At 67.1% G+C, this 13,037-nt stretch carries 13 protein-coding genes; 9 read left to right on the top strand and 4 right to left on the bottom strand.

Annotated features, from left to right (window positions below; genetic code table 11):
- Positions 1-29: 29 nt before the first annotated feature.
- The 5 genes from EDF58_RS13115 to EDF58_RS13100 all read left to right on the top strand — a co-directional run bounded on the left by EDF58_RS13115 (position 30) and on the right by EDF58_RS13100 (position 3,158).
- The gene (locus EDF58_RS13115) at positions 30-968 is read left to right on the top strand and encodes a YncE family protein (protein ID WP_132266059.1); all 939 of its coding nucleotides are present in this window, start codon (positions 30-32) and stop codon (positions 966-968) included.
- Positions 969-1,074: 106 nt separating this feature from the next.
- On the top strand, positions 1,075-2,013 hold the full coding sequence (locus EDF58_RS13110; protein WP_132266057.1) for a LysR family transcriptional regulator: 939 nt from the start codon (positions 1,075-1,077) through the stop codon (positions 2,011-2,013).
- A 92-nt stretch (positions 2,014-2,105) separates the two neighbouring features.
- Positions 2,106-2,270: a hypothetical protein gene (locus EDF58_RS25860; protein ID WP_165921399.1), complete on the top strand. Its 165-nt coding sequence runs from the start codon at positions 2,106-2,108 to the stop codon at positions 2,268-2,270.
- Entirely contained in the window at positions 2,267-2,707 is a 441-nt protein-coding gene (locus tag EDF58_RS13105; RefSeq protein WP_243654232.1) for a hypothetical protein, read from the top strand. Before EDF58_RS25860 ends, EDF58_RS13105 begins: the two co-directional genes overlap by 4 nt.
- Positions 2,708-2,825: 118 nt before the next feature.
- Positions 2,826-3,158 carry a UrcA family protein gene (locus tag EDF58_RS13100; RefSeq protein ID WP_132266055.1) on the top strand — a complete coding sequence of 111 codons (333 nt, stop codon included), beginning with the start codon at positions 2,826-2,828 and terminating at the stop codon, positions 3,156-3,158.
- 153 nt (positions 3,159-3,311) lie between these two features.
- On the opposite strand, the gene EDF58_RS13095 is transcribed toward EDF58_RS13100, so the two are convergent.
- Genes EDF58_RS13095 through EDF58_RS13085 form a run of 3 tightly spaced genes read right to left on the bottom strand, consistent with a single transcriptional unit; the run spans position 3,312 to position 7,682 of the window.
- Positions 3,312-4,244, bottom strand: coding sequence for a 2-dehydro-3-deoxygalactonokinase (locus EDF58_RS13095; RefSeq protein WP_165921398.1), 933 nt, complete (start codon positions 4,242-4,244; stop codon positions 3,312-3,314).
- Complete coding sequence (locus tag EDF58_RS13090; RefSeq protein ID WP_243654231.1) at positions 4,228-4,968, bottom strand: SDR family oxidoreductase; 741 nt, start codon at positions 4,966-4,968, stop codon at positions 4,228-4,230. Before EDF58_RS13090 ends, EDF58_RS13095 begins: the two co-directional genes overlap by 17 nt.
- Positions 4,969-4,997: 29 nt before the next feature.
- Positions 4,998-7,682: a TonB-dependent receptor gene (locus EDF58_RS13085; RefSeq protein ID WP_132266051.1), complete on the bottom strand. Its 2,685-nt coding sequence runs from the start codon at positions 7,680-7,682 to the stop codon at positions 4,998-5,000.
- Between the two features lie 165 nt (positions 7,683-7,847).
- On the opposite strand from EDF58_RS13085, the gene EDF58_RS13080 reads away from it, so the two are divergent.
- From EDF58_RS13080 to EDF58_RS13065, 4 genes are read left to right on the top strand one after another with little or no spacing between them, the layout of a single operon-like run.
- A complete protein-coding gene (locus EDF58_RS13080; RefSeq protein WP_243654230.1) occupies positions 7,848-8,765 on the top strand; it encodes a dihydrodipicolinate synthase family protein in 918 nt (305 codons plus the stop codon).
- A gap of 2 nt (positions 8,766-8,767) precedes the next feature.
- Complete coding sequence (locus tag EDF58_RS13075; RefSeq protein ID WP_207912967.1) at positions 8,768-9,934, top strand: mandelate racemase/muconate lactonizing enzyme family protein; 1,167 nt, start codon at positions 8,768-8,770, stop codon at positions 9,932-9,934.
- Between the two features lie 48 nt (positions 9,935-9,982).
- On the top strand, positions 9,983-10,705 hold the full coding sequence (locus tag EDF58_RS13070; protein ID WP_132266047.1) for a helix-turn-helix domain-containing protein: 723 nt from the start codon (positions 9,983-9,985) through the stop codon (positions 10,703-10,705).
- Between the two features lies 1 nt (position 10,706).
- On the top strand, positions 10,707-12,002 hold the full coding sequence (locus tag EDF58_RS13065; protein ID WP_132266045.1) for an MFS transporter: 1,296 nt from the start codon (positions 10,707-10,709) through the stop codon (positions 12,000-12,002).
- A gap of 10 nt (positions 12,003-12,012) precedes the next feature.
- On the opposite strand, the gene EDF58_RS13060 is transcribed toward EDF58_RS13065, so the two are convergent.
- Positions 12,013-13,035, bottom strand: a complete 1,023-nt coding sequence (locus EDF58_RS13060) for an alpha/beta hydrolase (protein ID WP_132266043.1) — start codon at positions 13,033-13,035, stop codon at positions 12,013-12,015.
- Positions 13,036-13,037 lie beyond the last annotated feature (2 nt).

Here is a 13,037-nt window from a genome sequence, read left to right as displayed (position 1 = left end):
AACACCGGTACGAGAAACAGGGGGTTAGCATGCGCAAGTGGATTTCGATGGCGGCTCTGACCGGCGCTGCCATGGCCGGCGCCGCGGTGGCAGGCATTGGCCAGGCCCATGCGGAGCAGGTCATCGCCGTGCCGGGCTTCGCGGACTTCCTGGCGGTGGACGGCAAGACGGTCTGGACCACCAACCGCACCAGAGTGGAGCAGTGGTCCCGCAAGGGCAAGCTCGCGGAAGTGCCGGTGAGCCGCGCCTGCGGGGCGATGACGGTGGCTTATGGCTCGCTCTGGCTGGCGGACTGCCAGGAACTGGCCGTTAAGCGCATCGATATCCGTTCGGCCAAAGTGCTCGCGACGATCCCCACGGGCATCGCCAATCCGCAGGGCGAGCTGAACGTCGTTGCCGGCGCCGGCTCGATCTGGGTGGCCAGCGATGACAAGGGCGCCGTCTCGCGCATCGATCCGGCGACCAACCAGGTCATTGCCTCGGTAAAGGTCGATCGCGGGACCTGGTACCTTGCGTTCGGCTTCGATGCGGTCTGGGCGGTCAGCGCGGCGGAGCGCTCGGTCCAGCGCATCGATCCGGCCACAAACACCGTCACCGGGCGCGCTCCGCTCGGTGCGGAACCGGGCTTCCTGGTTGCGGGCGAGGGGGCGGTCTGGGTCCAGGAACAAGGCGATGGCACGCTGGCCCGCATCGATCCCCAGACCGTGACGGTCACCGGCCGCACGAAAGTCGGGGAGAACCTCAAGTGGGGCGATATCGACGCGGGCAGCGGCAGGATCTGGCTGCGCACCACGGACGACCAGGTGTTTGCGACCATCGATGCCGGGACCGGCGCCGTGGAATCGCGCTTCGGCAAGCCGGCCGGCAGCGGCGCGCTGCGCTTTACGCCGTCAGGCGTGTGGACGACGGCGCACGACGAGCATACGCTGACCTGGTGGCCGAAGTCGGAATTGAAGAAGAACAGATAGATAGCGTCGGGAGCGGCCGGACTGCGTTCGCTTCCGCTTCCGGTTGGCCGATCCGTCCGGTTCTGTTCGATCGCTGCGGTACCGGCGCCGATGGGACAGATGACGCATGAGCGAACCTACGCCGTTGACTGACAGGAAGTTCGCCAGCCGGGTGGACTGGAACCTGATGCGCACTTTCGTCGATATCGTGCGAGCAGGGGGAATCGGCGCGGCGGCACGGCAGCTTGGCAAGCAGCAGCCCAGCGTCAGCGCAGCGCTCAAGCGGCTGGAAGACCATGTCGGCGCCACCTTGCTGCATCGCTCCGCCAATGGCGTGGAGATGACCGCCGCCGGCAAGGCGATGATGATCCTGTGCGAGGACATGCTCGAATCGGCGCGGATGATGCCGCACCAGGTGGCCCAGGCCACCAGGCGGGTCGAGGGGGTGGTGCGGATCCAGATCGTGTCCGCCATCGTCTCTCCCGAATTCGACGAAGCGATCGCGAGCTTCCACCGGCGCAATCCGGACATCCGCATAGAAATCCGCGTCTCCGCCTGGCGGCAGGTGCTGGAGGCGCTGGAGGCGGGCGAGGTGGAAGTGGGCATCGGCTACGACAACAGCGTGCGCGGCAGCCTGGTCTACGAGCCGCTGTTCGTCGAACGCCAGCAACTCTATTGCGCCCGCAATCATCCGCTGTTCGGTTACCGCATCACTCAGCCGCGCGAACTGGAGCACGAGGCTTTCGTGCTCATGGGCAGTGACGAGATCGAGGTCATCACGCATCTGCGCCGCCGCTACAGGCTGGGCACGCGGGTGACCGGCCTGGCCGACGACATGAACGAGGCGCGGCGACTGATCCTGTGCGGGGTGGGCATGGGTTTCCTGCCCATGCCTGCCGTGCGCGCGGAAGTGGAGCGGGGCGCGCTCTGGCCGCTGCTCCATGCTGATATCGAACCGGCTTACGACATCTTCCTGCTCGCCCGCTCCGAGCCGGAACGCGACACGGCGACCCAGCTGTTCATCGACGAAGTGTTTCGCCGTCTGCGCGCCCAGCCTCGATCATAGATCCGATCTATGGGCGGCATCGGGATTTTACCCCTGCCGTGATGACCTCCGGCACTGCAGTCTTTTCACCAGACACAAGGTGAAGGCGGTAGATGAGCGTCAGGAACGATCTTCCCAGCAAGCACTCCCGGCAGGCAGGCCCGCTGCGCATCGCCGCTTCGGCGGTCCTGCGGTTCCTTCGCGACGGCATGGAGGCGCGGGCAGGGGCGATCCGGGGCGCTGCAGGCGGTAACGCGCAGCGCCGGACCAGCCGATGAGGCGGCGTTTTCCCCATCGCGCCGCAGAGGTTCGGGCCGGGCGGCGCAGGCCTCTCGGCGGACTGGCTCTCGGGGTTCTGGCTCCCGGGGTTCTGGCCGCCGCCATGACTTGCGCGCCTTCGGCTCAGGCTGCCCAGCACCCCGGCGCGAAACTGGTTTCCTGCGCGGATGCGGACTGCCTGCTCGTCTCGGGCGCACGCAGCGATCCGCAGGCGCAAGTCCTGATCAACGGGCATCCGGTAGAGGCGGAAGGCCGGCGCTCGTGGAAAGTGCTGCTTCCGGTCGAGACGGTGCGGGCCTGGTCGGCGCCCGGTGCGCGGAACATTGCCGTCACCACCCTCGGGGCGGGAAGCGACAGCAGGGATACCCGGCAGGTTGAACTGCCGATCGGAATGCTTGGAAGTATTACTGAACTAGCAGTGCTAGTAATACGCTGAACAAAAATTGACGGTTGGAGTGAATAAATGAGCTGATCGATTGTCATTTCTTTGATCGGGCGCTATGAGTGCGGTGGTCGCCACCGTGTGACTCCTTGTGTCTGCTTGGGAGAAGATGATGAAGATTGGCGTTCTTGCGCTGGCGTCGCTGGCTTTTGCCACGTCGGCCACTGCAGCTACCGGCGAAAATCCGTTCGCGAAGGACCAGACGGTTCTCGAAATCAAGGGTCTCGATCTCGCCACGGCAGACGGGCAGCAGCGCCTTGCCATTCGCATGGACCAGGCCGCGCGCACGGTATGCGGTGAAAAGATGGCCAGCGTTCACCTCGCCGCCGAGCGCAAGGCTCAGGATTGCCGCGCCGCCGTCGTGGCCGACATTCGCAGCCAGATCGAAACCCGCCGCGCGGATGCATCGACTGCGCCTGCCGCCAAGCTGGCCCTGGCCGACTGACGCTGCACCGGCGCTATCCGGTTTGACCTGAGTGCCTGGCCGGCCCCGCGGGCTGGCCATTGGCACTGCAGGTATACGCCGCGGCATTCAGATGCCTAGGCGGTGAATGCCCCAGCCGATCGGGCGCAGCGTGTTCCGCCGCCCCTCTGGCTATCAATCCCCGTTCCGCGCATCATGGATGGCGCGAAATCCCTTCAGGCAGGCCTCGCCCGAGGGGATGAAGCGGGATTCCACCCCGATCGACGCCAGCGCGGCCGCGTAGAGACGCGACAGCGGGCCGTTCCCGATCAAGGGGATCTGTGCCTTGCCGAAGTCCGCGCTGACATCCAGCGCGTCCGCCAGCTCCGAGCCGATCAGCAGTCCGCGCAAGTAGGACGGGCTCTCGCTGCGCTGCAGGTCGCCGCGAACCACTTTCGCGCGCACGCCGAAGAGTTGGGTGGCAAGACCGGGGCTCCGCGACTTTCCGGCCGCAACGCCCGCGTGGAAGGCATCGCCCTCCACTGCCTCGCCCTCCACGACCGAGGCGAGCAGGCCCTGGAGCGTGAGGCGGTCGAAGATTTCCCCCGACATGGCGGTGAAGAAGTCCGCGATGCGGCCGTCCTCGATCCGCACCCACTTGGTATGGGTGCCGGGCAGGGCCGCGATCCCCTGCGCCTGCCCCATGGCGAGAAGTCCGAGAAGCTCCACTTCCTCGCCGCGCATCACGTCGGGCGCGTCGTCGAAGGCGCGGCGACAGGCAATGCCGGGAACGATCCGCAGCGGCGTGCCGCCGATCTCGACCGGGACGCAGGCGGAGGCGACTTCGCCCAGTCCGGCAGGTGCCAGCGCGTAAGGGGCCTCGGCCCAGCCGATGTTCGATCCGATCATCCCGGACGCATAGATCGGCCCATGGTCCGGCCAGCGCGCCACCAGCCCGGCCACGGCCTCCACCATGCCGTCACGGTCGAGCGCGGCGACGCCGGTGGGCGCGGCATATTCGTCAATCGCGGAACCATCCGGCGCGATGCGATAGGCGCGGAAGTTGGTGCTTCCCCAGTTTATGCCGACGATATCGGCTTCGGATTCGGTCTTAGCGGCGTGTGACACCGGCGCCTCCATCGATGGGGTGTATGGCGCCGGTGATCCATCCGGCGCGGTCTGAGGCCAGGAACAGGGCCAGTTCGGCCACGTCCTCGGCCATGCCCAGCCGCCCGAGCGGGTGGCGCAGAACATTGTCTTCGCGCGCCCGGATCGGGTCCGTCTGGCTTTCAAACGAACTGCGCAGGAGCGGGGTGTCGATCGAGGCCGGGGCAATGGCGTTGACGCGGATGCCTTCGGGCGCAAGCTCCAGCGCGACTGTGCGCGTGAGGCTTTCGAGTGCGGCCTTGGATGCGGCATAAGCGGCAAGGCTGGGCGTGGCGAAGCGCGCGTTGATCGAGGAAAGCAGGAGCACCGATCCCTTGCGCCGGTTGCGCATGCCGGGAACGACACCGCGCAGCAGCCGCACGGCGCCGATGACGTTGACGTCGTAGATATCGGCATAAGCGGCAGGATCGGTATCCAGGGCGCCGCCCGGAACCGATGCCGCAGCCGCGTGAACGAGGATATCCGCCCGGCCGAGCTGCTCCTCCATGCGCTGCACGGCCGCTGCCACGGCCGCATCGGAGCGCAAGTCCGCCAGCAGCGGCAGGTCGGCCTCTTTCGCTGGTTGCAGGTCCATCCCCGCAACCCTGGCTCCGGCAGCGCGGAACCGCCGGGCAATCGCCGCGCCAATTCCGCTGGCCGCGCCGGTGACGAGCGCTACCCGGCCGTTCAGTTCGCTTTCTTCCACTCCGCTTCCCCTCCGGCCGTTCGCGTCCGTCAGAACTTCATGCTGACGCTGGCCTTGTACATACGCCCGAAGAACAGGTTGGTGCGCAAGGCGTCCTGCGTGCCGTCATACGTGCGCTGGTGCTCGTTGAGGATGTTGTTGGCCTCCAGGTTGAGCGAGACGCTGGGCGTGATGTCGTACCGGAACGTTGCCGAAAGGTCGGTGTAATTGTCGTTGTAGATGCCGGTTCCGGCAGCCGAAAGGCTGACGAGGTAGGCATCGCGCCAGTTGTAGGCGACGCGCAGGCTGACCGGCCCCTTCTCGTAATAGCCCACGAGATTGACGTTGTTCTTGGAAAGTCCCGGGAAGGCCAGGGTGCGGCCCACCACGTCGCGGATCGGTGTGGTGGAGTCGATGTAGGAGTAGGTCGCCATCAGGCCGAAGCCGTCGAACGGATCCGGCAGGAAGTAGAACGGCAACTGCACCAGTGCCTCCAGTCCCTTCACTTTGGCGCCGTCGCCGTTGACGCGGCGGTTGATGAGGTAGTTCACGCCGCCGTAGACTTCCGCGCTCTGTTCCGAGACGATGAAGGTCGAGACGTCCTTGTAGAACAGACCCAGCGAGGCCATCGCCTGGCGGCCGAAGTAGTATTCCAGCGATCCGTCGAACTGGTAGGCCTTGTAGGGATCGAGGTCCGGCGCGCCGCCGTTGCCGGTGCCGGGCGTGATCTGCACCCCGTCCACGAAGACCGCCGTGTTGAACAGGGTCAGGCCGTTGTTGAGGTCCGCGGTATTGGGGAAGGCCAGGACTTTGGCTGCGCCCAGGCGCAGCACAAGCCCGTCGGCGATGTCGGCCTTCACGGTTGCGGAAGGCAGCCATTCGTTGTCGCTGCGGCGGAACGTGGTGGGCGTGGCCGCGCCGGTGCTGCTGATCAGGTTGCCGATCGAGGTCAGCCCCCGATGCAGATAGCGCAGGCCGATGTTGCCGCTCAGGCTGAACCCGCCCTGGGTGGCGAATTCCAGCTTGCCGTAGCCTTCGTAGAAGTTCTCCTTGATCTCGTATGTCCCGGCCTGCGACGTCGTCGTGGCGGTCGGGTTGAGGCAGGCGGCGGCCTGGGAGACTTGCGGGAAGTCCGTCCAGCTGCTGCATCCGCCCGTGATGAGGTCGGTGGCGACGAGATAGGATCGCGGCAGGCCGGCGAAGTCGCCGCTGGCGAAGTCCGGATTGGAACGCAGGCGGACGTAATCGCCCAGCTGGGTCGCCGGGATGCCGCCGGCCGGGCGAATGTCCGCCAACGAAGGGTTGGCGCGGGTGTCGAGCCGCTGGTAGCGCGCGCCGACGCGCAGCTTGTCGAGGAAGCCGTCACCCAGCTTGAAGTCCCAGTCGTTGCGCAGCGCCGTGGCCTCGGTGCGGGCGCGGTAGAGGTTGTCGAACAGGATCGTGAAGCGAAGCTGGGCAGGATCGGTCAGGTCGATGCCGTTGATCGAATAGGCGCCCAGGTCGCCGCTGGAGAGATCGAAGTCGATCGTCGGCGTGATCCCGGCGACCGGCTGCAGGCGCAAGTAGTTCTGGTCGTAGCTGGAGGTGGAGCGGTTGTACGAGACTTCGGCGCTGGTGTGGATTGTGTCCGTCACCTCGAAGTCGCCGTGCAGCGCGGTGGACCAGGTATCGGCCTTGGTCTTGGCATATTCGGTGTTGGTCAGGACCGGCGCGGTGGACCGGCCGGAGATCAGCACGTTGTCCGGCGAATACGTCGCATTGGTGAGGCCCACCAACGGGTTGAACGAGAGCCAGTAGCGTTCGCGGTCGGAAACCAGCTTGGAATAGAAGCTGTCCAGCGTCAGTTCGATGCCCGGCGAGGGGCGCCACTGGATCACGCCGTCGAGGCCGAACTTGCTGCGCGTCTCGTCGATTTCCTCGGGCCGCGCATCGGAGAGGCCGAAGTGCGTGGCGCCGGCCGCATCGGTGAAGCGGGTATAGCCTGCAAACGTGTCGAGGCCCTGCTGCGAAAGGCGGCGGCGGCCGTAGGAGGCGGAGACGAGGACGCCCAGCGTGTCGTCCGCGAACTTGTGCGAGGCCAGGCCGAACATCTCGTAGCTCGGCTTTTCGGTGAGGTCGTCGTAGCTGATGCCGCCGCGGGCGGCGATCTGGTTCGGCCCGTCCAGCGGCATGCGCGTCTCGATATCGACGATACCGCCCAGCGCGCCGGCGATCTCGTCCGAGCCGGCCAGCTTGGTGACTTGCAGGCGGGAGATCAGTTCGGAAGGCACCAGCGCGAGCAGGCCGTAAGTGGAACTGCCCAGCTGGTCCAGCCCGGTGCCGCCGCGGCCGGTGGCGTCGAAGATCTCGCGGCCGTTGAACAGATAGACGTTCTGGCGCAGGCCGCGCACGGAAATGTTGGAGCCTTCGCCGATGCCCCGGTCCACCTGGACGCCGGAGACGCGGGCCAGCGATTCCGCCACGTTGCGGTCGGGCAGCTTGCCGATGTCGTCGGCCACGATGGCATCGACGAACTGCATGGAATCGCGCTTGAGATCGCGCGCTGCGCCCAGGCTCTGGCGAATGCCGGTAACGATGATTTCCTGCGCGGCCTCGTCGGAAATCGGCGGATTGGAACCGGTGGCCGGTGCGGCGGCTTCACCGCTCGTTTGCGCCTGCGCGAATGCCGGTATGCAGCAGGCTGCCGAAACCAGCGCGCTCGACGCCAGCAGGCTGCGAATCACATGCTCCTTCATCGTTCACCCCTCCATTTTCTTCGTTGTCGGCAGGTTTTCGGTCGTGTCACCGCCCTGTCTCTAGAATCGCTAATAAAGCAACATTACTAGTCGCGCAAGCGCATTGACATCTATAAATGAGTGGGTGTACCGCACATATAGCAACAGAAACATCGGGAGGGTTATGTGATCGAACTGAAGGGGGTCCTGCCGATCCTGCCGACGATCTTCACGGAAAGCGGCGCCATCGACGAGGCCGGCACGCGCCGCGTGCTCGACTATATCGTCGAAGCCGGTGCGCAGGGCGTGGTCTTCCCCGGCCTTGCCAGCGAATACGACATGCTGGACCGTGACGAACGCCTGCACCTGACAGCGCGGATCGGCGAATGGCTGGATGGCCGCATTCCCTTCGTGGTGGGGGGCAGCACCGAAAATACGGACGAGGCGATCGCTTATGCCGAAGCCGGCGCCCGGGCCGGCGCGCAGGCGGCCATGATCCTGACGCCCAAGGCCTACGCTGCCGATTTCGAAGGGATGAAGCGCTTCTTCGAAGCGGCCCATGCGGGCTCGGGAATTGCGATCATGGTGCAGAACGCGCCGCCGCCAATGGGGATAGGCATGCCGCTGGAGCAAGTCGCGCAACTGGCGCACGAGGTTCCGGGCATCCGCTATGTCAAGGAAGAGGCCGCGCCTTCGGGGCAGCGCATCACCCGTCTCAGCGAACTGGCGGGCGGCTCGCTAGACGCCGTGTTCGGCGGTGCCGGTGCGCGCTACGTGATCGACGAACTCGTGCGCGGCGCGCGCGGGACGATGCCCGCCTGCGAAGTGACCGAACTCCACGTTCGCATGCTGGCCGCGTTCGACGAAGGGCGCGAGCAGGACGCGCGCGATCTGTTCGAGCGGACCTTGCCCCTGCTCAGCATGCAGGCGAATTTCCGCTGGCGCCTGACAAAGGCGGTACTCCAGCGTCGCGGTCTGATCGACAGCACTTACGTTCGCGCACCCGGCCCGGAACTCGATCGCTACGACCGCCGGGAACTCGATGCCTTGCTGGCGCGCCTTGGCGATCTGCTGCCGCCCGGCATGGTGCAAGGAGCAGCGTGACGATGCGGATCGCGGCGGTCGACACCTTCATCGTCACGGTCCCCCGCGACACGCCCTATCTCGGGCCGCTGGGGCCGGGGGAGCGGGTCAACGCACGCGGCTACCTGGTGCGGAAGGGCAATGGGACGATCTACCCGACGGTGGATCGCTCCATCGTCGTGCGCGTGACAGACGGCGAAGGCAATGTGGGCTGGGGGGAAACCTACGGCATCTGCGCGCCGCGCGCGACATGCGAGATCGTCAACGATCTGCTTGCACCCGTGCTCATGGACGGCGTGGTTTCAGACCCGGCCGAAACGTGGGATCGCCTCTACGATCTCATGCGCGTGCGCGGATGCACGGGCGGTTTTCACGGCGACGCGCTGGCGGCGATCGACATTGCCTTGTGGGATCTGACCGGGAAGCATCGCGGACTTTCCGTGCGCGAACTGATCGGGCCGGCCGTGCACGGCGCGATCCCCAGCTACGTTTCGGGCCTGCCCGCCGCCACGCTGGACGAGCGGGTCGCCCTGGCCCGCGACTGGCAATCGCGGGGAATGACGGCGTTCAAATTCGCCGCCGTCGTCAGCCACGAAGGCGTGGTCGAGGAAATGGCCGCCCTGCGCGGCGCGCTCGGCGCCGATGCGGAAGTGCTGATCGACCTGCACTGGAAATTCTCGCCCGAAGAGGCGCGCGCCCTGATCGCCCGGCTCGCACCCTTACGCCCGGGCTTCGTGGAGGCTCCGCTCAAGCCCGAGGACATGCCGGGGCTGGCGCGTCTGGCGGCGGAGAGCCCGGTTCCGGTGGCGGCCGGCGAGGAGTGGTACACCGCCTATGAATTCGCCAATCGCCTGGCGTTCGGCCCGATCGCCTATGTCCAGCCGGAGATGGGGCACACCGGCCTGACGCAGTTCCTGCGCATCGCTGCCTTGGCCGAGGCCCACGGCGTGGCGGTGGCGCCCCATGCCACCATCGGTGCCGGCATTTTCCTGGCGGCCAGCCTCCATGCCTCCGCCACCCTGCCGGGCCTGTGGAAGCATGAATGGCAGCACTCCGTTTTCGAACGGAACCTGGCGGTGCTCGATACCGATATGGCGCACGGACCGGATGGTTATCGCGTGCCGACCGAGCCGGGCCTTGGCGTGCGGCCCAATGCAAAATTCCACGAGCTGGCGGAGCACGTCGCGTGACGGCGCTCCGATTGGCAACGATCGAACCTTGGTGCATAGGACCATGTTGTGCGCGCTAAACTCAATGCCCAGCCGAACCAGAGCCTGATCGATGGCATTGCCACGCTCCAGGCGCTTGCGACATCGCCGGAGCCGGTCGGTTGCCGCGAACTGGCGCGGCGGCTGGATGCCGATCCCACCAAGATCAATCGCCTGCTCAAGACGCTGGCCTACCTGGGCATCGCGCGGCAGACCGCCAATCGCAAATATACCGCCGGGGCGGGCATGCACGTCCTGGCGGCGCAGAGCCTCTTCGCCTCCGGCCTGATCCGCCGCGCACTGCCGGTCCTGGAGGGGCTGCGCCGCTTCGGCCACACCGTGGCGCTGGGCGTGCTGTGGGGAGACAGCGTGAGCTACCTGTTCCACGCGCCGCCGGGTATCGAGGCCTCGGCGGGGCTGGGGCGCATCGGCCTGCTGCCCGCGACGACCAGCGGCATCGGCATCGTTCTCCTTTCCGAGCACGACGACGACGAAGTGCGCGATATCTACCGGGACCGCGAGATTCCGATGTTCCCGGATGGGATCGAGCAATTGATCGCCAAGCTCGCCGAAGTGCGCGCGCTGGGCTACGCCCGCGTTCACGTTGCCGACGAACGCGATCATCATGTCGTGGCGGTTTCCACCGGCGACCCGGCCCATGCAGGCCTGGCTTTGTCGGGGTGGATTCCGGAAGCCGCTACCGAGCCGCTCGTCGCGGCGCTTCGCGAGGCCGCGCCCGAGATCGGAGGCTGACATGGCCTCACACGTTCAGGCCGCCTCCGCTTCGGCCGCTCCCGCGCCGAGCGCGGGTGCCGAGGCCGCTGCCCCCGCCGCGCCCGGCCGCATGCGCTGGGCAATACTGGCGCTGCTCTTCGCTTCCACGGTTCTCAACTACGTGGACCGACAGACGCTCTCGATCCTTGCGCCGATGGTCCAGAAGGACCTCGGCATGGACGATATCGGCTATGCCCAGGTCGTCCAGTTCTTCCTGATCGCCTATACCATCGCCTACCTGCTTGCGGGCTGGCTCACCGACCGACTGGGGACGCGGCTGGCACTGGCGCTGTTCGTGGGCTGGTGGTCGCTGGCCAACATGGCGACGGGTCTGGTCCGCAGCGCCGGAGCGCTGGGCGGCGCGCGCGCCATGCTGGGGCTTGGCGAGGCGGGCAACTACACCGCCGGGCCGAAAGCGATTTCCGAGCACTTTCCGCCGCAGGAGCGGGGCTTCGCCTTCGGTACCTATACTGCCGGCGCCATGGTCGGCGCGACGATCGCCCCGCCGCTGATCGGCTGGCTGGCCCTGACCCAGGGCTGGCGCGCGGCTTTCGTGGTGACGGGGGCGCTGGGCTTCGTGTGGCTCGCAGCCTGGCTGGCAATCTATCCGCGCGGCAAGGCCGGCCCCACCGTGACCGCCGAGCCGACGCCCTGGCGCGCGATCCTGCGCGAACGTCCGCTCTGGGGATTTGCGCTGTCGCGGATGCTGGCCGATCCGGTATGGTACTTCTACTTGTTCTGGTTTCCGAAATACCTGTCCGACGAGCGCGGGCTGAACCTGGCCACGATCGCCGCGACGGCCTGGATCGTCTATCTGGCGGCAGACCTTGGCAGCATCGGCGGCGGTGTCTTCTCCGGCAGGCTGATCCGGCGCGGGATCGACCCGGCACGCAGCCGGCTCATCGGTCTGGCGGTGGCGGCGGTGCTGGCGCCGGTGGGCATGGCGATCTCGACCGGGCCGGCCATCCCGCTGACTTTCGCAATCGCCGCGGCCGTCGCTTTCGCGCACCTCGTGTTCCAGATCAACCTGAGCACCCTGGTGGTCGATCTGTACCCCACGCGCGTCGTGGCCACGGTGTTCGGCATCGTCGCGGCGGGCAGCGGACTGGGCGGCATCTTCTCGACCCAGCTCGTCGGACGGCTGGCGCAGTCAGGGCACTATGACCAGGTGTTTCTGCTCATGGGCATGCTGCACCCGCTGGCGGCACTGGTGGCCTGGCTTTCGCTGCGCAGCCAGCCGCGCTCGGCACTGCGCTCCCCCGATCAGGCGGACTGAACGGGGCGGCTCAGGAAAGGCCGTTCCGGACCTGCCACTGGCGTGCGAGATCGGGCCAGCGGGCAATCGGCCAGGATGGATCTGCGCGCAGGCCCAGGCCATGGGCGCCGTCTTCGAACAAGTGCATGTCGATCGCCCCGCCCGATGCGCGCACGGACGCGAACAGCGCGAGCGCGTGATCGACCGGCACCACGCGGTCATGCACGGCATGGACCAGGAAGATCGGCGGCGTGATCCCCGGCAGCTTGCCGTCGAACGACCACTGGGCAATGTCCTCGGGCGAAGGGTCCGGGCCGAGCAGGGCGAGCCGCGAGCCGACATGGGTGCCGGCCCCGAGCGTGACCACGGGATAGAGCAGGATCGCCCCGTCCGGCCGGGTGAGCAGGTGGTCGGCCTCGTCCAGCACCGGGTAGGTGCGGTCGTAGACCTTGACGCAGAGGCTGAGCGCGAGGTGCCCGCCCGCGGAGCCGCCCATCACGGTGACCCGCCTGGGATCGACGCTCCACCGCCCGGGACCGCCCGCGCGGATCAGCCGCATGGCGCGCTGCGCGTCCTGAAGCGCCACCAGCGCCTTGCCGCCCCAGCGGTCCGCTGGAAGCCGGTAACGCAGCACGAATGCCGCCACGCCCTGCGCATTCATCCAGCGCGCGGATTCGTACCCTTCGCGGTCGATGCCGACGCGCGAATAGCCGCCACCCGGCACGATCAGCACGGCCGCCCCGGTCGGGTTGGCGGCGGCGAAATAGGACAGGGTGGGCCGGGTGACATGTTCGGCCACGCGGTAGCGAAGGCCGGCGTTGTCCCACTGGTCGTCCACGGATTCCGTCACTTGCGGCACCGGGCCTCCGGGCATCCGGCGTTCCGGCCAGAGCGGGAGGACGAGATCGGGTTCGCGGGTGTCCTTCGAGAAGCCGAGTATCTCGGTTGCCGAACTGGCCGCCTGGGCCAGCGCATGCGGCGCTGCGAGCGCGCCTGACAGAAGGGTGGCGCCGGCCAGCAGATCGCGGCGGGACGGCTTGGGCAGGTCTGTCATTT

Source organism: Novosphingobium sp. PhB57 (genome assembly GCF_004342985.1).
Taxonomy (GTDB): Bacteria; Pseudomonadota; Alphaproteobacteria; order Sphingomonadales; family Sphingomonadaceae; genus Novosphingobium.
Note: the sequence above shows the minus strand (reverse complement) of the source record. Positions and strands in the feature narration are given on the sequence as shown.